Origin of the sequence: Amycolatopsis alba DSM 44262 (assembly GCF_000384215.1) — a bacterium.
GTDB classification, from domain to species: domain Bacteria; phylum Actinomycetota; class Actinomycetes; order Mycobacteriales; family Pseudonocardiaceae; genus Amycolatopsis; species Amycolatopsis alba.
Map to the genome: position 1 here is coordinate 834,902 of NZ_KB913032.1, position 18,510 is coordinate 853,411.

Annotated in this window: 17 protein-coding genes; 7 read left to right on the top strand and 10 right to left on the bottom strand. The window is 69.4% G+C overall.

The annotated features are described in order from the left end of the window. Positions 1-2: 2 nt before the first annotated feature. The 4 genes from argC to AMYAL_RS0103700 form a co-directional block, all read right to left on the bottom strand. Entirely contained in the window at positions 3-1,034 is a 1,032-nt protein-coding gene (gene argC / locus AMYAL_RS0103685; RefSeq protein WP_020629957.1) for an N-acetyl-gamma-glutamyl-phosphate reductase, read from the bottom strand. Continuing rightward, positions 1,022-1,876, bottom strand: a complete 855-nt coding sequence (locus AMYAL_RS0103690; RefSeq protein WP_020629958.1) for a RimK family alpha-L-glutamate ligase — start codon at positions 1,874-1,876, stop codon at positions 1,022-1,024. The genes argC and AMYAL_RS0103690 overlap by 13 nt, the downstream gene beginning before the upstream one ends. After that, on the bottom strand, positions 1,873-2,037 hold the full coding sequence (locus tag AMYAL_RS0103695; RefSeq protein ID WP_020629959.1) for a lysine biosynthesis protein LysW: 165 nt from the start codon (positions 2,035-2,037) through the stop codon (positions 1,873-1,875). Before AMYAL_RS0103695 ends, AMYAL_RS0103690 begins: the two co-directional genes overlap by 4 nt. An 85-nt stretch (positions 2,038-2,122) precedes the next feature. Continuing rightward, positions 2,123-3,379, bottom strand: a complete 1,257-nt coding sequence (locus AMYAL_RS0103700) for a helix-turn-helix domain-containing protein (RefSeq protein WP_020629960.1) — start codon at positions 3,377-3,379, stop codon at positions 2,123-2,125. 151 nt (positions 3,380-3,530) lie between these two features. On the opposite strand from AMYAL_RS0103700, the gene AMYAL_RS0103705 reads away from it, so the two are divergent. Both AMYAL_RS0103705 and AMYAL_RS50780 read left to right on the top strand, forming a co-directional pair. Continuing rightward, positions 3,531-6,482: an AfsR/SARP family transcriptional regulator gene (locus AMYAL_RS0103705; RefSeq protein ID WP_020629961.1), complete on the top strand. Its 2,952-nt coding sequence runs from the start codon at positions 3,531-3,533 to the stop codon at positions 6,480-6,482. Positions 6,483-6,697: 215 nt separating this feature from the next. Continuing rightward, positions 6,698-6,832: a hypothetical protein gene (locus AMYAL_RS50780; RefSeq protein ID WP_280632799.1), complete on the top strand. Its 135-nt coding sequence runs from the start codon at positions 6,698-6,700 to the stop codon at positions 6,830-6,832. 87 nt (positions 6,833-6,919) lie between these two features. Here the strand turns inward: AMYAL_RS50780 and AMYAL_RS0103710 are convergent, their stop codons facing one another. After that, on the bottom strand, positions 6,920-8,035 hold the full coding sequence (locus AMYAL_RS0103710) for an FAD-dependent oxidoreductase (protein WP_020629962.1): 1,116 nt from the start codon (positions 8,033-8,035) through the stop codon (positions 6,920-6,922). Between the two features lie 89 nt (positions 8,036-8,124). Here AMYAL_RS0103710 and AMYAL_RS0103715 point away from each other — a divergent pair, with 89 nt between their 5' ends. After that, positions 8,125-8,877 carry a TetR/AcrR family transcriptional regulator gene (locus tag AMYAL_RS0103715; RefSeq protein ID WP_020629963.1) on the top strand — a complete coding sequence of 251 codons (753 nt, stop codon included), beginning with the start codon at positions 8,125-8,127 and terminating at the stop codon, positions 8,875-8,877. Positions 8,878-8,896: 19 nt separating this feature from the next. Here the strand turns inward: AMYAL_RS0103715 and AMYAL_RS0103720 are convergent, their stop codons facing one another. From AMYAL_RS0103720 to AMYAL_RS0103735, 4 genes are all read right to left on the bottom strand, one after another. After that, complete coding sequence (locus AMYAL_RS0103720) at positions 8,897-9,652, bottom strand: hypothetical protein (protein WP_020629964.1); 756 nt, start codon at positions 9,650-9,652, stop codon at positions 8,897-8,899. A gap of 49 nt (positions 9,653-9,701) precedes the next feature. Continuing rightward, positions 9,702-10,073: a hypothetical protein gene (locus AMYAL_RS0103725; RefSeq protein WP_020629965.1), complete on the bottom strand. Its 372-nt coding sequence runs from the start codon at positions 10,071-10,073 to the stop codon at positions 9,702-9,704. Positions 10,074-10,103: 30 nt separating this feature from the next. Next, positions 10,104-10,472 carry a roadblock/LC7 domain-containing protein gene (locus AMYAL_RS0103730; protein ID WP_020629966.1) on the bottom strand — a complete coding sequence of 123 codons (369 nt, stop codon included), beginning with the start codon at positions 10,470-10,472 and terminating at the stop codon, positions 10,104-10,106. Between the two features lie 389 nt (positions 10,473-10,861). Further along, positions 10,862-11,710 (bottom strand): helix-turn-helix transcriptional regulator, encoded by an 849-nt coding sequence (locus AMYAL_RS0103735; RefSeq protein WP_020629967.1) that lies wholly within the window; start codon positions 11,708-11,710, stop codon positions 10,862-10,864. Between the two features lie 345 nt (positions 11,711-12,055). Between AMYAL_RS0103735 and AMYAL_RS0103740 the strand changes: the two genes are divergently transcribed. Genes AMYAL_RS0103740 through AMYAL_RS0103755 form a run of 4 tightly spaced genes read left to right on the top strand, consistent with a single transcriptional unit; the run spans position 12,056 to position 17,130 of the window. Next, the gene (locus AMYAL_RS0103740) at positions 12,056-13,315 is read left to right on the top strand and encodes an MFS transporter (RefSeq protein WP_020629968.1); all 1,260 of its coding nucleotides are present in this window, start codon (positions 12,056-12,058) and stop codon (positions 13,313-13,315) included. Continuing rightward, positions 13,312-14,628 (top strand): ATP-grasp domain-containing protein, encoded by a 1,317-nt coding sequence (locus AMYAL_RS0103745; protein WP_020629969.1) that lies wholly within the window; start codon positions 13,312-13,314, stop codon positions 14,626-14,628. The genes AMYAL_RS0103740 and AMYAL_RS0103745 overlap by 4 nt, the downstream gene beginning before the upstream one ends. Then, entirely contained in the window at positions 14,625-15,884 is a 1,260-nt protein-coding gene (locus AMYAL_RS0103750) for an acyl-CoA dehydrogenase family protein (RefSeq protein ID WP_020629970.1), read from the top strand. Before AMYAL_RS0103745 ends, AMYAL_RS0103750 begins: the two co-directional genes overlap by 4 nt. Continuing rightward, positions 15,877-17,130, top strand: a complete 1,254-nt coding sequence (locus tag AMYAL_RS0103755) for an ATP-grasp domain-containing protein (RefSeq protein ID WP_020629971.1) — start codon at positions 15,877-15,879, stop codon at positions 17,128-17,130. The genes AMYAL_RS0103750 and AMYAL_RS0103755 overlap by 8 nt, the downstream gene beginning before the upstream one ends. Positions 17,131-17,201: 71 nt before the next feature. On the opposite strand, the gene AMYAL_RS0103760 is transcribed toward AMYAL_RS0103755, so the two are convergent. Next, the gene (locus tag AMYAL_RS0103760; RefSeq protein ID WP_020629972.1) at positions 17,202-18,503 is read right to left on the bottom strand and encodes an FAD-dependent oxidoreductase; all 1,302 of its coding nucleotides are present in this window, start codon (positions 18,501-18,503) and stop codon (positions 17,202-17,204) included. Positions 18,504-18,510: the final 7 nt, after the last annotated feature.

Genomic DNA, 18,510 nt, shown 5'->3' on the forward strand with positions numbered 1-18,510 from the left:
GGTCAGTTCGGATGCAATCCGGGGAATTCGAGCCCTGTCCGCTCCGGCCAGCCGAAGCGCGCGTTCAGGCACTGCACCGCTCCGCCCGCGCCTCCCTTGACCAGGTTGTCCAAGGCGCCGATCAGCACCGCGGTCCCGGTTTCGCCGGACACCGCGAACCCCACGTCGCAGAAGTTGGAGCCGGACAGGATCTTCGGCTCCGGCAAGCGATACAGGCCACGCCGCTGGGCGACGATCCGGACGAAGGGCTCGTCCCGGTACGCCGCCCGGAACGCGGACCGGACGTCCTTTTCGGACACTCCGGCGGCCAACGTCGTGTGGCACAGCACCTGCACGCCGCGGACCGCCTCGACGCCGGTGGCCGTCATCCGCACGGTCCGGCCGGTGGCCTGCGCGATCTCGGCCTCGTGCCGGTGCCGGGTGGGGGCGAACACCCTGAGCGCGCCGCTGCGTTCGGCGTGAGCACCGGCGGATCCGCTCGACGCCCCCGACCCGCTGGAGCCGGTCCTGGCGTCCACCCGGACCTCGCCTTCGATCAGGCCCGCCTCGGCGAGGGGCCGGACCGCGAGGATGCCCGCGGTGGCCATGCACCCCGGCACCGAGATCCGGTCGGCGGTGGCGAGCTCGGCCCGATGCCATTCGGGCAGACCCGGTGTGAAGGAAGGGATCAGCTCCGGCGCGGTGTGCGGGGTTTCGTAGTAGGAGGCGTAGGTTTCCGGGTCTCTCAAGCGGAAGTCACCGGACAGATCGATGACGGTCCCGGCCAGTTTCAGGAACCCGGCCATCCGCGCCATCGTCTCCCGATGCGGGGTGGCCAGGAAGAGCACGTCGAGATCGAGACCGGTCAGGTCGCCGTGCCCGACGAAGCACAGATCCGTGTGACCGCGAAGATTGGGATGGGGACCGTCGACCCGGCGTCCGGTGAAGCGGTCGGACGTGGCCGCCACGACCGTGGCCCGCGGATGGCCGTGCAGCAGGCGAAGCAGCTCGCCGCCGATGTAGCCGGACGCCCCGGCGACCGCTACCCGGAGCATGACCGCGACTTCTCCAGCAGGTGGCCGACGATCCGGTCGGCGACGGAAACCTTGTCACCGAGGGCTTCCTGCAGTCCGGAGAACTCGACACCGTGGTTGACCTCCAGGACGTGGACCGCTCCCGTCTCGTCCTCGATGAGGTCGACCCCGGCGATTTCGGCCTCCACGGCCTGCGCCGCCATGACCGCGAGCTTGGCGAGCTCCGGGGTCAGCGGGCACAGTTCGCTGACGGCGCCTCTCGCCACATTGGTCCGCCACTGCTCGCTGCGCCGGTAGCTCGCGGCCACCGCTTCGCCGCCCACGACGATGGCGCGGATGTCCCGCCCCGGTTTGGCGATCCATTCCTGGACGTAGACGATCCGCGCCTGCGGTGAGGGCAGGGCGGCGACGTACTCCAACACGGTTTCCGCGGTCCGCCGATCCGGCAACGCGGACACCAGCCGTCCCCACGAACCGTTCAACGGCTTCACCACGGCCGGGTAGCCGAGGGTTTCCAAAGCCGTCAGCGCGGCTTCGGGGGTCAGCCCGAGCGCGGTGCGCGGCGTCGGGATCCCGGCCTCGGTGAGCGCCGCGGACGTCCGCCACTTGTCGCCGCACAGTTCGGTCGCACGGGCCGAGTTGACCACCGTCGCGCCCGCGGCCTCCAGCGCGTGAGCGCCGTAAGTCGCCCGTGCGAGCCCGATCTCCCGGTTCAGCACCACCGGATGCGGGACGCGGTCGCCGAGCTGATGCCACCACTCACGGCTGTCGACGTGCCGATAGGAAAGCCCTCTGCGGTCGAAGGCTTCGAAGATTCTTTTCTCGCTGGACCGCACACGGGAAGCGAGTACCGCGAAAGTCACTCTCCCCAGTCCTCTTCGATCTCCGGCGCGAGCGCGGCCCTGATCGGATCCAGCGTGATGATTTCCAGTTCAGTGGCGCAATCACCGCATTCGACGATTTCACCGATCACCGGCGTTCCGGCCGGAACCACCGAGCTTTCGCATTCCGGGCAGGTGACCATTCCCAGGTCCTTTCCTCGATCGCCACAGAGACGAAATGAACGTAAGGGCCGATCCGGGTTCCGGTAGGCAGAACCAGCGGCAGTCTCACCGGGCCTGTCCGGCCGTCTGCGGGCTTCGGTCCTTCACGTACAGGAGCCGCACCAGTTGCAGTGCCGTGAACCGTTCCGGCAGATGCGCGCCCGCGGGCCGGACGAGCCCGTGGACCAGGAGCGCGTGCAGCGCGGCGGCTGGATCCGGGACGACGTGGTCGATGTCGGCGACGGTCCAGTGCGGCAGGTCCGCCACTTCGGCCAGCGCGCGGCGATGGCGTTCGGCCACGACGTCGACGCTCCGTGCCAGGGACCGGAGCAGGTCCTGGCAGCCGCAGCCGACCGGCGGGGACAGGAGATAGGAGTCGTGACCCGCGTGGGCCAGCAGCGATTCGGGAGGATGCACCAGGCACCAGCCGGCCGCGTATTCGAGTGCCCTCGGTACCCCGTCGAGCCAGCGGCACAACCGCGCGACGGCACGCGCGTTGTCCTCCCGGAGCTGGAATCCCGGCCGTGAGCGACGGATATGGGACAGGAACAAGGCCACGGAAGCGATTTCACCCAATCGAGTGGGATCATGATCCGCCGTGTCGTCCGGTACCGCCATCGCGGTGAGTGGCAGGACACATTCCCCCGGCAGGTATCGCGGAGCCAGCCCGGTCACCACGACCCGCAGACCGGGACAGCGGCGGAGCAGTTCGCCCACGTCCACCCGGCCGAGGGCCGGATCGTCGTCGCCGTCGATGACCAGCAGCGCGTCCCGCTCGCCGAACGCCCCGGCGAGATCGTCGGTCAGCCTCGTGGCCGGTTCGTCCGAACCCGTTCTGGCAGCGGGGATCGCGCCGCAGCAGTCATGGGCCGGGTGTTCGGTCCCGTACCACCCGATCCGCCAGCCCTCGGCCCGCAGCACCTGCGCCGCCTCGAGCACCAGACGGGTCTTGCCGATGCCGCTGATCCCCACCACGCTCACCCGGCGGTGACCATGCACGGTCACCTGATCGAGCAAGACCCGCAGCTCCGTGTCCCGGCCGATCAACGCCCCGTGCGGCGCGGGTGGAGCGGGCGGCACGAACAGCGAAAACCGCCGGTCCGCCGGTCTTCCCGCGGCGGCGAGCAGCCGCAGGCGTTCCGGATCGCCCAGCCGCAACGCGTCGGCCAGCAGCCCGACGCTTTCCCGCCGGGGCCTTCGCACCCGGCCGCTCTCCAGATCCCGGATCGCCCGGACGCTCAACGTGGCGAAATCCGCCAGTTGCTGCTGGGTCAATCCGGACCTGCCCCGATAGTCCTTCAGAAGTTCCGCGAAAAGAACCATGTGGGGATCTCCCTCTCTCGGTTCCGCTGCGCGCCGCCCCGGTGTGGTTGGATCAGCTGTCCCAGCTTGCCGAGCCGTGTTCCACGTAGGATCTATTCGGGGTCCACGCCTTCGTTTACCGGGCCCCGAGCGGGAAAGGGAGCCAGTGGGAGTGCCCGACCAGCCGGACGGGGAAACGCCGCGGTTCGGCGTGCTGGGGGCGATGCACGCCCACCGCGGTGGCGAAGAGATCGTCTTGGGCCCGCCGCAGCAGCAGGCGATGCTCGCGTATCTCCTCCTTCGCGCCGGTCGCACGGCGTCGGCGCGCGCGCTGGTGGACGCCGTCTGGGAGTTCCCGCCGGCGGGCGGCGGGATCCGCACCCTGCGCACCTACGCCTGGCGACTGCGCCGTCTGCTGGAACCCGACCCCGCCCGGCCACGTCTGCTGGTCTCCTCCGGTGACGGCTACCGGATCGTCCTGCCGCCGGACGCCCTGGACCTGCAGCGTGCGGAAGCCGCGATCCGCCAGGCCGCGCAAGCGCGAGCCACCGGTTCGGTGCGGCAGGCATGCGCCCTGCTCGCCGGGGCACTGGACCTGTGGCGCGGCTGCCCGTTGGCCGGGGTGCCGGGGCCGTTCGCCGAGATCCAGCGCGATCGGCTCAGCGAACTGCGCGTGGCCACCCTGGAGGATCTGATCGACCTCCAGCTGCGGCTCGACGGCGAGCGGCCGCCGCTCCCCGCCTTGACCGAACTCGCCGCCGCGCATCCGCTGCGCGAACGCCCGCACGGCCTGCTGATGCGCGCGTTGCACCTGGCGGGCCGTCAGGCGGAGGCGTTCGAGGTCTACGCCCGGTTGCGCCGCCGCTTCATCGACGAACTCGGCGTGGAGCCCGGTCCCGAGCTGGCCGCTCTGCACGCCGGTCTCCTGGCCGGGGCGGACGCACCGGAACCGGGGAACGCCGAGCAGGTGCCCCGCCCCGCCGTGACCGCCGGGCAGCCGCCGCGGTCCCGGCCGCCGGTACCGCATCAGCTGCCGCCGACGCTCCCGGACTTCGTCGGCCGCACCGCGTTCCTCGACTCGCTGACAGCGCATCTGCGGGAAGCCGGCCGCGACACCCCGGCCGTCGCGGCGATCGTCGGGATGGGCGGAGTCGGCAAGACCTCCTTGGCGATGTGCGCGGCGCACCGGGTCCGGGACACTTATCCCGACGGGCAGCTGCACGCCGATCTGGGCGGGGAGGGCGAGGATCCGGCGCAGCCGGGCACCGTGCTGGCCGGATTCCTGACCTCACTGGGCATCGCCGCCGAAGCGGTACCGGACAGGCTCGAAGACCGGCGCGCGCTCCTGCGGTCCGTGCTGGACGGCTGCCGGGTGCTCCTCGTCCTCGACAACGTCCGCGACGCGGCCCAGGTCAGGGATCTGATCCCCAGTTCGGCGGAATGCGCGGTCATCCTCACGACCCGCGCGGTTCCCGCCGGGCTGCCGCTCACCGCGCACCTCGCGGTGGACACCTTCACCCCCGAAGAAGGCCTTGGCCTGCTGAGGGCCGTGGTCGGCGCCGGACGCGTCGCGGCCGAACAGGACGCGGCACTGCGGCTGGTGCACGCGTGCGGCCTGCTGCCGCTGGCCATCCGCATCGTGGCGAACCGGCTGGCTGCCCGCTCCGGCTGGACCCTGGGGGCGCTCGCCGACCGGGTGGACGACGAGCGCCGCCGTCTCGCCGAACTGCGCGTGGGCGACCTCGCCATCGAGGCCGTCTTCGAGACGAGGCACCAGCAGCTGACGCCCGCGCAAGCGCGCACGTTCCGCCTTCTCGCCGTCCCTGGCTCCACCACCGTCTCCCTGGCGTCCGCGGCCGCGCTGCTCGCGGTGCCGGAAACCACGGCCGAGGCCCTGCTGGAGTCCCTCGTCGACGCGGCGCTGCTCGAAGCACTGGAACCGGGCCGCTACCGCTACCACGACCTGGTGCGGGTCTACGCCGCGCAGCGCGCCGCGGAACATCACGGGGAATCCGACGAGGCCTTGCGCGGCCTGCTCGAATACCTGCTGGCGACCTCGTGCGCGGCGCTCGCCCACGTCGTCCCCGGTGACCCGGTCGCGGATATCGCGGGTCCCCTGCCCGTCCCGATGGGGAAGTTCGCCGACACCCAGGAAGCCAGGCGCTGGGCGAAAGACGAGTTCGAGACCGTCACGGTGGCCGCGCGCCGCGCGGTAACCCATTCGGGCCAAGGGGACACGACGTGGCTACGCCTGGCCGCGGATCTGCTGCTGTGCACGAGCCCGCTCAGCCACGACTCGCGATACCCGCGGCTCGCGGCGACCGCGGGTTTGGTGCGCGACGCCGCGGAACGGTCCGGCGACGCCCCGAGCAGGGCACGCGCGCTGCTGATCCTCGCCATCGCCGCCCTGCGCACCTCCCGGCCCGCCGAGGCCGCGCAGCACGCCGGATCCGCCGTCGCGATCTCCCGCGAGACGGGCGAGCGGAACATCCTCCGGCAGGCGCTCAACGACCTCGGCGTGGCCCAGCAGTACCTTCGCCATTTCGACGAGGCGCTGGCCTGTTACGAGGAGTCCATCGGCCTGGCTCGCGAGCTGGGGCACCGTTCCGCCGAGGCGGCTACCACGCTGAACGCCGGCCTGGCGAGGATCCGCAGCGGACGCGCCGCCGAGGCGGTCGCGGCATGCGAATCGACGCTGGCGCTCGCCGTCAGCCTCGGCGACCGCCCCGGCAAGGCTTCCGCGCACTACGTTCTCGGTCTCGCGCTGCACGAGCTCGAGCGCTTCGACGAGGCCGTCACGCATTTCACGGCGTGCTCGGAGATCAGTCAGGCCTCCGGTATGTCCGACAGGGCGTCGCAATCCCTGTACCGGCTGGCCGAGACTCTGCGGGCGATGGGACGGTACGACGAGGCCGAGACCTACGCGGCCGAAGCCGTCGCCCGCTGCGAGGAACTCGGCATCGAACGCGACCTCGCTCACGCGTTGACCGTGCTGGGCCGCACCTTGGAGGCGCGCGGGTTCTCCGGCGAAGCGTCGGCCCGGCTGCGGCGGGCCCACGCGCTTTTCGTCCGCCTCGGCCTGCCCGACGCGGACGACGTTCTGGCGCTGCTCGGCGAGAACTGACGGAACTTCCCGCGCGAACGGAATTGCCGTCGCTTTCGTCGCGACTGTTCAGACAAGGAACCTTGCCTGCTCGTGCAAGGGTTGTGGCACCGCCCATCGGACTCCTGCATGATCAAAAGCAGCAAGGGGAGTCACCAACGCACAAGAAGGGCGGGATCTAGTTGTCGCACAGGAATGGTGAACGGCGACGCGGGCGCTGGGCAGGGGCGTTCGCGGTGGTTTTGGCGGGACTGGCAGGCGGGGGTCTGCTCACTGTCGCCGGTCCGGGAGCGCAATTGCGCGCGGAAACGGGAATCGGCGGGCCCAACGACACGTACGTCGGCTCCGGGCTCCAGAACCCCCGTTACTGATCCACAATGGACAGTTGTTCACCAAGGGTCCGTGAAGGCCTCCTTCCCTGCTCTCAGGGCAGGGAAGGAGGCCTTCACGGAACGGATTCAGCTTTTCGGCACATAAGCGGGTAGTGCGTCGAGGCTGTGACGTACGGCTTCGGCACCGTATGCGAACATCTGCCGCTCGTAATCACCGACAGCGTCAAGGAGGTTCCTGCGGCCCTCGGCGGCCTCGATCAGGCTGCGCCGCAAAAGATCCGCGTCGCGAAGCGCGGTGTTCGCGCCGTTGCCGCCGGTCGGTGAGGTGGCGTGGACCGCGTCGCCGAGCAGCGTGACCGGGCCGGGCGCCCAGCGTTCGCGGGGCTCGACCACCCGGATGGACAGGAGCGTGCTGTTGTCCGGATCGGACTGCTCGATGAGCGCGCGAAGGTCCGGGTGCCAGCCATCCATTCTGGACAGTGCGGCCTCCTGCGGGCTCGAAGCGCCGAGCGAACCGTCCGACGGCAGGATCATCGCCCAGCGCACGTAGTCACGGACGTCGGGCAGGCTCACCTCGGGCGCCAGTTCCTCGGCCGCCTCCTTCGGCGGGGTGCGGAAACGCATCGCCCCGAGCAGCAGGCTCACCCCGTCCCCGGCGATCTTGGACCCGAAAGCCTTGGACAGTCCGGCGAAACGCTCGGTCAGCGTCGTCCGGCCGATGACGAACCGGACACCCGTGTCGGTCGGGACCGTCCGCGGCGACAGCGTCGCGCGAACGGCGGAAGCGACCCCGTCCGCCCCGACGAGCAAGTCGGCGGTGACCGGCTCGCCGTGCGAGAACCGGGCGTCGACCTTGCCGTCGGCGAGGACCTCGTAACCGGTCAGCGCGGCGCCGGTGCGCACGGTGAGTCCGGTGAGCAGCAGATGCCGGAGCACGTGCCGGTCGACCACGGTCCCGGTCCGGCCGGGGCCGAGTTCGCCGATCGTGTTCAGCCGCGGGTCCAGGATCAGCCGTTCGCCGTAGGCGTCGCCGACGATCGCGTCCAGCAGCGGGTGCCAGCGTGGCGGCAGGCAGCCGCGCACGGCTTCGAAACCCGCCTGGTTCAGCACGAGCCGGTAGCCCTGGAACCGGGCGGTGATCGCGGGATCCCGCTCGTACACGTCGGCCTCGATCCCGGCCCCGCGCAGCCCCTGCGCCAAGGCGAGGCCTCCCAGACCGGCTCCGGCGATCGAAACTCGCATCACATACCTCCCGAACACTGTTCAACGAACTAAGTTCGTCGCTAACGAACTTAGTTCTACTTGGCGAACTAAGTTCGTGTCAAGCTAGAGTGATCGGCATGCCCTCCGATCCCCGCCAGCGCCGGGCAGCCCGGCACGCCCAGCCCGCCGAGGCCCCGGCAGCGTCACCACCACGGAAGAAGCCCATCACGGTCGACCGCATCACCGACGCCGCCCTGCAGGTGGTGGCCACCGAGGGATACGACGCCCTGACCATCCGCCGGGTCGCCGCGGTGCTGGGCGCGGGGCCGTCGTCGCTGTACGCGCACATCGTCAACAAGGACGACATCGACGACCTGCTCGTCGGCAGGCTCTACTCCGAGATCGTCCTCCCCGCACCGGATCCGGCCGGGTGGCGGAGGCAGATCCGGGACGTCTACACCCAGATCCGCGACCAGTACCTGAAATATCCGGGGATCTCCCGCGCCGCGCTCGGGACGGTCCCCACGAACCTCCACACCCTGAAGGTGCGCGAAGGGCTTCTGGCGATCCTGCTCGACGGCGGCATCGAACCGCAGACCGCCGCCTGGGCGCTCGACGCCCTGTCCCTATACGTCAGCGCCTACGCCCTGGAGCAGTCGCTGGTCCAGCAGCGGCGGAAGAACCAGGACCAGGAATGGGTCGTCAGCCGCGAGGACCTGCTGCACCGGTTCGCCGCGCTGCCCGCCGACGAGTTTCCGCGGACCCGGCGCCATGCCGCCGAGCTGACCTCGGGCACCGGGCACGACCGATTCGACTTCACCCTCGGCCTGATCATGGACAACCTGGACCGTGGCTCCTCGATCGAGGCTGTTCGGCCCTAGCCGCCTGCCCGCTCCCCGCTCATCTCGCCGCGCCGGGGAGTGCGCGGGGCCGCAGCAAGAGCCCTGGCGGCAGCTCCACCTCGAGCCCCATGATCGTCGCGGTCGGCCTGCGGCGGGGCCACCAGCCCGCCGTCGTGACGTCGATCAGGTCGTCGGTGAACGCCTTGCGCTGCGCCGGTGTCACCGCGTGCCAGCGCATCTTGAACGCCGGGCGCACCGGCGCGATGAACGGCCTGACCGGTTCGTGTGCGCGGGCGAACACGGTTTCGAAGTTCCGGTCCGGCACGTAGTTCAGTTCCAGATCGATCAGCGGCTCCGGTCCGCCTGCCCGGTGACGGCACCGCGCGAGGATCCGCGCGATCTCGTCCACCGCCAGCCGCACGGAACCGGGGACCTGGTCCTGCCACCAGCCGAGGAACGGCGCGTTCACCGACTGGGCGGTGAGTTCGTCCGGCAGTACGATCACCGCCCGGACCGCGGTGCCGGTGAGTTCCACGTGCAGCCGCGTCCATCGGCTGTCCGTGTCGAGAAAGAACCGCGGCAGCGGCACCGAGGTCTCGGCGCCGAGCCGGATCCGCTCCTTGACCGCGACGAACGGGTGGTCCGACGGTTCAGGATCGCCCGCGTGCCGACCGTTCCGGCCGTCCGGCAGGACGAACACGAACTCGAGACGATCGCCGGTGAGCTTCAGTCCGGCCGGGAACAGCGACCCGAGACCACCCATGAGCGCCGAGCCGACGACGAGTGCGTTGTGGCTGGACGCGCCTCCGGTCATCGCCGGCTCCCTCCTGTCCGGGTGGTCGCCGCCGCACCCACGCCTGTCTTCAGACCTGCAACTCCGACTCGATGCGCTTGAGATAGTGCCGCGCCAGCGCGAGATTCGACTGATCCCGGTCCAGCACCAGATACAGGAACAAGGAACTCCTGGCGCTCACGGAATCCAGCAGGCGGATCAGGTGGTACTGGCGATGCAGCGTGATGAGAATGTCCTCGATGCTGTCGTTGAGCGCGAGCGCGGACATGACGCGGAGTTTCGATCTGACGACATCGGTGTTACCCGCCGCCGCGACCTCCAGGTTGAGCCAATCACCGCCTCCGCTGGTGCCGAGCGACATCCCGCTCTCGTAGTCGACCAGCGCGACGCCCATGGCCCCGGCGATCGACATGGATTCCTTCAGGGCGTTTTCGATGTTCATCGAACTCCACTTCTTCGTTCCGATTGACGGCTAAGCAGCCAGGATCGAGCTGATCCGATCGATGACAGGGCGGCATTCGAAAAGAAGGCGGCCGACGTTCAGTTGCCGGTCTCCCATGATGACCATGAGTGCCATCCGGTCGATGGCGTACACGGCCATGTAACCGTCACTGCTGAACACCACGGTCTGCCGGAGGGTGCCCTTGCCAGTCACCTCGGCCGCCTGACGCGCGATCCCGAGATTCGCGGCGGCGAGAGCGGAAACCTCCGCGGGGTCGATACTCTTCGCCGCGTCGGCGACGATCGGTATTCCGTCGACCGCGGCTATCACCGTGTCGGTCACTCCGGCGACGTTGTCCCGCAGGGTCCGCAGTTCGGCGATCAGTGCATCGAAATCCACTACTCTTACTTCCTGTTTCAGAGGCCTCATCAGGAGATTCCACGATGAACAGCACTCTGACGGCTCGGTCCGAAACAATCTTCGAAACGGCACGACAGTCACATCTCAGGACCACTCCGCGTGAACTCGATTCAGTGAAGCCGGTACGGGACAAATGATCACTCGATGGTTTTATCAACCGCGATGGAACGTACCACCGACGTTAGTCATCACCTATGCGTATCCGGGACACGGCAGCGGTATCACGCGATCGGCTCAAACACTTTCCGTGTACGCACCAGGTCGCCGGATCGGCCGTCGCGGCACCACCCGAAGCCGGGGCGGTACGCGATTTCCCGACGATCGGGGAAAGGCAACGAAAATGCCTTACCGGTCGGCCGCCCTCGACGTCAGCGTCCGGCTCGTCCGGCCGAGCCGGACAACCGGTCGAGCGCCGCCTGGCTTTCCTCGTCCATGGCACGGTAGATCACCAGCCGCTGATCCTGATCCTGAAGCGGGGTGAGCACCTCGAAATGCAGTTCGAGCAGGCCGGCCGCGGGATGCCGGATCGTCTTGCTCCCGCGGCCCTTGACCTTGACGTCACGTTCGGCCCACATACGCGCGAATTCCTCGTCGGTGGTGAATTCGGCGATGAGCTCGGCCAAGGCCCGGTCGTCGGGGTGCGCCGCCCACGCGGCACGCAGATGAGCGATCCCTTCCCGCACGACGCGTTCACGGTCCACGGCGAAATCACGGATTTCCGGATGCTTGAGGCATAACCACATCGAATTGCGCTGCGACGGCGGCAAAGTGCCGAAATCCACCAGCAGCGCCGCCATTTCGTCGTTCCAGGCCAGAATGTCGTAGCGGTGGTTCATCAGCATCACGGGCAGCGGCGACAGATCGGCCACCAGCCGGGCCAGTGGCGGCGCCGCGGTCGTCGCGAGTTTGCCGTCGTCGCGGGGACGCTGCCGGGCCAGGTCGAAAAGGTAGGCGCGTTCGTCGGGAGCCAGGCGCAACGCCCTCGCCAGCGCCTCCACCACGTCCGCCGACGGCCGCAGCCCTCGGGCCTGTTCCAGCCGGACGATGTAATCGATGCTGACCCCCGCCAGTTCGGCGACCTCCTCACGGCGCAGCCCCGGCGTCCGCCGGGACCGGCGGCGGGACGGCAGGCCGAAATCGTCCGGGTCCAGGCGTTCACGCCGGGTCCGCAGGAACGCGGCCAGCTCCTGGGTCGGGTCCACGGTGCGGGTCGTCATGATCGGTCCAACAGCATGGGCGGGACCGGTGTTCCCAGGATCTTCTCTCCCTTGTCCCCTGAGTCACGTCTCCAAGCACGCGAGATCCGGCTCTGATCACGCGAGTTCGGCGGACCCGAATTCCCCGGCCGACGGGAACGCTTCCCCTACTCGCCGGGAAAGATCCGGACCTAGCCTTGGCGGCACCGGTCGGCCATGTCGGCGACACTCGTTGCCTCCCCAGGGACTGGGCTCGCGCCGGTACTTCTCGTGACCACCGCGGGTATCCGACCATGGAGGACGTGTGACCGAGCGAGAGAGCGACAGCACAGGACCGGAAACCCTGGCGACGACGGGCGTGGCGGCATGACCGGCGCCACGAGGACCGGGGTTTTCGCGGTACTGCGGTCGACCCCTGCCCCCGTCAGGTATCTGCTCGGTGGCGTGCTGATCAACCAGCTGGGCGCTTTCGTCCAGACGTTCCTGATCCTGTACCTGACATTTCGGGGCACGTCGGTCGGTTTCGCCGGGGTCTGCCTCGCCGCGTACAGCGTGGGGGCGCTCTTCGGCGCCATGCTCGGCGGCGAACTGACCCACCGATTCGGTGGCCGGGCGACGATCGTGGCGGTGATGACGTGCGCGGCGCCGCTCGTCGCGTCGATCCCGCTGGTCCGGGCGACACCGTCGGCGCTGCTCGCGGTGGTCGCGCTGTCCGGGATGGCGATCCAGGCGTACCGGCCGGCGGCGGCGGTGCTGCTGGCCGGGTTCATGCCGGACGAGCACAAGGTCATGGGCTTCTCGATGATGCGCATCGCGCTGAACATCGGGGCCGCGGTGGCGCCGCTGATCGCTGCCTTGGTCATCCAGGTGAACTGGGATCTGCTGTTCTGGCTGGACGGGGCGACCGCGGCGCTGTGGGCGTTGCTGGCGTTCGTGTTGCTGCCGAAGCGGAACGCGACCGCACACGAAGGCGAGCCCGACGGCGAGCCCGTGCCCGCCCTGAGCGCGCGCGAGGTGTACGGGACGCTGATCCGGGACACCCGTTTCCTCTGCTATCTGCTGGCGGGCCTGTTCGGCATGGTGATCTACGCCGGATGGGTCGCGGTGCTGCCGCTGAACATCGTCGACGCCGGGTATCCGGTGAGCCTGTACAGCGCGGTGCTGGTGCTCTCTTCGGTCGTGCTGATCACGTGCGAACTGAAGATCACCACGTACATCGTGCGGATCCCGAAATATCTCGCCGGTCTGTTCGGCAATCTGGTCTGCGCGCTGGGATTCGCGTTCTACGGGCTGATGGCGCAGCATCCGTTCTTCGTGATCGCCGGCGCCTTGCTGGCCGTGTCCGGGCTGATGATCCACGGGCCGAGCACCGCTTCCCATCCGGCCACTTTCCCCGCCCAGCTGAGAAGCCGGTACATCGCGACGAAGGAAACGGTGGCTGGCGTGGCCGCGACGATCGGCCCGATGCTCGGCCTGTACCTCTGGACCACGTTCGGCGGTCCGGGGTTCTGGGGGTTCTGCGCGGTGCTGTCCGCCATCGCCGGATCGATGCACATCTACGGCCTCAAACAGCCCCCCGTGGCGAAACCAGTGCCCGAGCCGGAAGTCGTGGGAGAGCGACCATGAGCGAATCCGAACCTGTCCTGCTGATCATCGGCAGCGGGCTGAAGCTGTACCGCGAATACCTGGTCTCGTCGATCCACCGCTGTGCCCGCGCGGCCGGAATCGGCCTGGTGCTGCTGAACAATCTCAAACCCACCTGGCAGCAAGCCTATTTCGACGAGATCATCCACACCGACGTGTTCGACGCGGACGAAATGCTCGCCTCCGCAAGGGAAGTCGCCGGACGTCGCCGGATCGCCGGCCTGATGTGCTGGGACGAACCGGTCGTGCTCGCCGCGGGTGAACTCGCCGCCGAACTCGGGGTCCCCGGTCTGAGCGTGGACGGCGTCCGCGGTTGCCGCGACAAGAACCGCACCCGCACCGTCCTGACCGCCGAAGGGCTGCTGCAGCCGGGCTACGCCTTGACCACCGGTCTCGGCGAGGCACGCGCCGCGGCCGCCCGGATCGGCTATCCGGTGGTGCTCAAGCCGAGGGCCATGGGGGCGAGCATCGGGGTGGTGTTCGCCGCCGACGAGTCCGAAGTGGACGCCGCGTTCGGGGTCGCCATGGGCGCGGCCACCGTCGACCAGAGCCGTTACGGCGGCGGCGCGATCGTGGAGGGTTACGTTTCCGGGCCCGAGATCAGCATCGACGCCGCCGTGCACAAGGGCGAGTACCTGCCGATGTTCGTGGCCCGCAAGGAGACCGGCGACCAGCCGTACTTCGAGGAGGTCGGGCACGTCGTCGACGCCGGCGATCCGCTGCTGCACGACCCCGCGCTGATGGACGTCCTGGCGCGGGCGCACCGCGCGCTCGGCGTGGCGGACGGCATCACCCATTCCGAGGTCCGGCTGACCGACCGCGGCCCGCTGATCATCGAGATCAACGGCCGCCTCGGCGGCGACCTGATCCCGTTCCTCGGCAGGACGGCCACCGGTCTCGACCCCGGCGAGATCCTGTTCTCCGTCGCGACCGGCCACCGGCCGGTCGTCACGCCGTCCCGGCACGCGGTCGCCGGGATCCGGTTCGGCTATCCGGACCACGACTGCCTGGTCCACGCGGTCGAGGTCCCCGAAGACGCGCCGGGCCTGGTCCTCGCGTCGCCGATGATCGATCCGGGGACCACCCTGCGCCTGCCACCCGGCGGCTACCTGGCCCGCCACTCGTTCGTGGTGTGCGAGGCCGGTGACCGTGAGACCTGTGGCCTGCGGCTGGACGCCGCCGCCGCCCTGGTGCGGATCGACGCCGATCCGGTGGACCCGCCAGAACCCGGTACCGCGTTCGAGATGCCTGCCGGGCTGCTCGACGTCGACGAACACGAGGGAGTTTCCGCATGACCATGACCGAATCCGTCCGCACCGATGTGCCGCTGACCGGCGCGCAGATCCTCGCGAACGCGAAGGCGCTCGCGCCGATCCTGCGCGAGCGGGCGGCGGAGATCGAGGAGAACCGGAGCCTGCCCCCGGACGTGGTGCAGATGCTGCGCGACGCCGGTGTCTTCCGGATCGGCTTCAGCCGGGACTGGGGCGGCCCCCATATGACCTCGATGGAGCAGACCGAAGTGATCGAGGCCCTTTCCTACGGCGACGCGTCCACCGGCTGGTGCGCGAAACTCGGCTCGGACATCGGCTTGCACGCCAACTTCCTCGACCAGGACGAAGCCCGCCGGATGTTCACCAGCCTCGACATGCATTCCGCGGGGGTGCTCCCGGTGACGGGGCGCGCGGACCGCGTCCCCGGCGGTTACCTGCTCAACGGCCGATGGGGGTTCGGCAGCGGCTCCACCCACGCGGACTGGGTGGCCTCCGGCGCCATGGTGTTCGAGAACGGTGAGCCCTACGCCAGCCCGGACGGCAGCAACCCGCACGAGTCGCGCCTGTTCATGGTGCCCGGCGACCAGATCGAATCCGTCGACAACTGGTACACCCTCGGCCTGTGCGGCTCCGGCAGCAGCGATTACACGATCACCGACGTGTTCGTGCCGGAGAACCACTCGCTGACCTTCGACAACCCGAAAGTCCCCAACGGTCCACTGGTGCAGCCGGACGTGATCCAGCGCAGCATGTGCGGTGTCCCGCTCGGTTTGACGAGGGCCGCGCTGGACTACGTCCGCGAGCTCACCCTGGAACGGGTCGACATGCTGAAGGGTTCGCCGTGGCGGATGAGCGGTGTCGCCTGGAAGGACAACGAGCACATCCAGATCACCCTCGCCGAATGCGAGGCCGACTACAGCACGACCCGCGCCGGTGTGTACCGGGCGCTGGAGCGGCAGTGGGAGGTCACCGCCGACGGGATCGGCACGCTGGACGATCTCACGCCGGACGAGCGGGTCGCCTCCGCGCTGACCGGCTGGCAGGCGTTCAACATGGCCAAACGGGTCGTGCAGCGGCTCTGCGATCTGCTCGGCACCGCGGCCATCCGGTCGGGCGACCCGATGAACCGGTGGCTCCGGGACGCGATGACCATGGCGATGCACCCGACCGCGCGGGATCGCGTCACCCAGACGGTCGGCGCGCATCTGGTCGGTGCCAAGCCCTCCATGCGGTTCATGCTCGGCATCGTGGACAAGCCCAAGACCGACTCCGATGAGTGAGCGGCCCATCTTGATCGTCGGGTTCGTGACGCCGGTGCTGATGGCACTGACCGGCGCCGAACCCGACGGTTCGGTCGTCCTCGTCGAAGAGCCGGACGTGATCCGCAAGCGGGAGCTGCTCACGAAGCTGGCCGGGTCGTCCCTGGTCCGCGAGATGATCGGGTGGGAGCACGCCCGGCCCGGCTCGGCCGACGAGTTCTTCGCCGCGCACCCCGATCTGGACCCGGTCGCGGTGATCCCGCTGACCGAGTACGCCACCCCGTTCGCCGCCCGGCTCGCCGAACGCTACGGCCTGCCGGGAGCGAGTCTGGGCGCCGCGCAGATCCTGCGGGACAAGGCCTTGCTGCGCAGGGTCAGCGCGGCCGCCGGGCTGGCCAACCCGGAGAGCGCCACGGTGACCTGCCCGGCGGACGTACTGGCGTTCATGGGCGCCCATCCCGGACCGGTGGTGCTCAAACCGGCGAACCGGCAGGCCGCCGTCGGCACGCAGATCATCCGTGACCCGGCCGAGGTCGACCGGGCTTGGGAGAGCTGCGTCGAGCAGGACGAGGGCATCTTCGTCCCCGACCGGCCGATGGCGCTGTCCATGCTGGCCGAGCGGTACGTGCCCGGACCCGAGTACAGCGTGGAGATGCTCGTCCGCGGTGGGCGGCAGCTGTTCGCCAACGTCACCGGCAAACAGCTCTACCCCGGCCCCAGACCGGTGGAGCTGGCCCACGTCGTGCCCGCCGACATCCCCGCCGACCTCACGGAGAAGCTGACAGGCGTGACCCGTCAGGTCGTCGCGGCCGTCGGTTTCGCCGACGGCATCCTGCACTGCGAATGGATCGTCTCCGACGGTGTCCCGTATCTGGTGGAATGCGCCGGCCGGGTCGCCGGTGACGGGATCATGGAGATCATCGACCACGCCTACTCGATGAAGCTGTTGCGCTCCTACGTCACGATGATGCGCGGTGAACCGCTGCCGGAGCTGCCTCGCCGCGCCACCGGCGGGGCGGCCGTCCGGTTCGTCCCGATGGAGCCGGGGGTGATCGACGCCGTCCTGGGGCTCGAACAGGCCCGGCAGGCGGAAGGCGTGGTCCTGGTGGACATCCTGGTCAAACCCGGCCACCGGTTCACCGGGCTGCGCAGCTCGTGGGACCGGACGGGCCTGGTGATGGCCGTCGCGGACAGCCCCGCCGAGGCCCTGCAGCGCGCCGAGAAGGGCGCGAGCCTGGTCCGGATCGAGGTCCTCCCGGAGCCTTGACCCACGCTTCGCCAATGTCCGTGAAGGCCTCCTTCCCTACCTTCAGAGTAGGGAAGGAGGCCTTCACGGACTTACCCCTGGCGACGAAGCAGGCCGGCCACCGCGGCCGCGACGACCGCGGCGCCCGAATACTTCAGGATCCGGTGCTGGCGCGTCGCCCGCTGAAGGGCCTTGGCGTACGGGACGGTGGTGTTGGTGACCATCGCGTGCAGTGGCATCCAACGGTGCCAGAGAAGCTTCTCCAGGACGGAGTCGCAGGCCCGTTCCAGCCGGACGGCCGGGGAACGCACGGTGTCGCGGAGTTCGGCGAAGTTGCGGTGGGACATGGTGGCGAGCGCGTCGGTGTTCGGTTTCCGGCGGGTGTAGTACCTCGCCAGCGCCGCCGCCGTGTCGCCGGGGTGGCGGGCGAGGCTGTCCGTCAGTTCCAGCGCGTCCTCGAAGGCCGAGTTCATGCCCTGGGCCAGGAACGGATAGACGGCGTGGCAGGCGTCGCCGATCAGCGCCACCTTGCCCTCGTGGGTCCACGGCGCGGTGCTGACGGTGACGAGGTTGAAGGTCGGCCGCCGCAGGAACTCCTCACCGAGATCGGGCACCAGCGCGAGGACGTCGGGGAAATGGGTGCGGAACAAGGACTCGACGTCCGCCGCCGTCCTCAGCGAGTCGAATCCGTGCTCGCCATGGAACGGAAGGACGCAGGAGCAGGTGAAGGAGCCGTCGCGGTTGGGGTGGGCGAACATCATGATGTCGCCGCGAGGCCAGAGGTGGAAGACGTCGTCGGCCATGCGATGCGCACCGTCGGCGGCCGCCGGGATGTGGAGTTCACGCCAGCCCCACTCGAGATAACTCTGCGAGAACTCCGCGCGCTGTTCGTGGTGCATGGCCCGGCGAACGGCCGAGAACGCGCCGTCCGCGCCCACCACCACATCCGGCTTCACCACGAACGCCCGGCCATCCGGGTCCACAAAGGACACCGATGGCAGGTCGCGGTCCATGCCCGTGCATCGCGTGCCGAACACGAAGCGCACGCGGGGTTCCCGGCTCGCCGCGTCCACCAGCAGCGCGCTCAGGTCCTGGCGCTGGATGGCCAAGATGCCGCCCTCGCCGTACGCCGAAAACCGCAGCCCGCCGTCCGGGTTGTGCAGCATCCGCCCGCGCATCGGCACCACGAGCCGCCGCACCTCCTCGGAGAGCCCCAGGCGATCCAGCGCCGACAGGCCACGACGGGACAGCCCGAGATTCATGGATGTCACCGCGTTGACGGACCCGCGAGGATCCGGCCTGCGGTCGTACACCGTCACCACATGCCCTTGCCTGCCCAGCGAAAGCGCCAGGAACGCGCCCGCCATACCGGCACCCACGATCGTGAACTCCACTATGCAC

Coding starts and splice junctions, on each gene's coding strand:
- AMYAL_RS0103750 (WP_020629970.1), top strand. CDS start 14,625: ATGACCATGACCGAATCCGTCCGCACCGATGTGCCGCTGACCGGCGCG.
- AMYAL_RS0103735 (WP_020629967.1), bottom strand. CDS start 11,710: ATGACGACCCGCACCGTGGACCCGACCCAGGAGCTGGCCGCGTTCCTG.
- AMYAL_RS0103720 (WP_020629964.1), bottom strand. CDS start 9,652: ATGACCGGAGGCGCGTCCAGCCACAACGCACTCGTCGTCGGCTCGGCG.
- argC (WP_020629957.1), bottom strand. CDS start 1,034: ATGCTCCGGGTAGCGGTCGCCGGGGCGTCCGGCTACATCGGCGGCGAG.
- AMYAL_RS0103725 (WP_020629965.1), bottom strand. CDS start 10,073: ATGAACATCGAAAACGCCCTGAAGGAATCCATGTCGATCGCCGGGGCC.
- AMYAL_RS0103695 (WP_020629959.1), bottom strand. CDS start 2,037: ATGGTCACCTGCCCGGAATGCGAAAGCTCGGTGGTTCCGGCCGGAACG.
- AMYAL_RS0103740 (WP_020629968.1), top strand. CDS start 12,056: ATGACCGGCGCCACGAGGACCGGGGTTTTCGCGGTACTGCGGTCGACC.
- AMYAL_RS0103745 (WP_020629969.1), top strand. CDS start 13,312: ATGAGCGAATCCGAACCTGTCCTGCTGATCATCGGCAGCGGGCTGAAG.
- AMYAL_RS0103755 (WP_020629971.1), top strand. CDS start 15,877: ATGAGTGAGCGGCCCATCTTGATCGTCGGGTTCGTGACGCCGGTGCTG.
- AMYAL_RS0103700 (WP_020629960.1), bottom strand. CDS start 3,379: ATGGTTCTTTTCGCGGAACTTCTGAAGGACTATCGGGGCAGGTCCGGA.
- AMYAL_RS0103710 (WP_020629962.1), bottom strand. CDS start 8,035: ATGCGAGTTTCGATCGCCGGAGCCGGTCTGGGAGGCCTCGCCTTGGCG.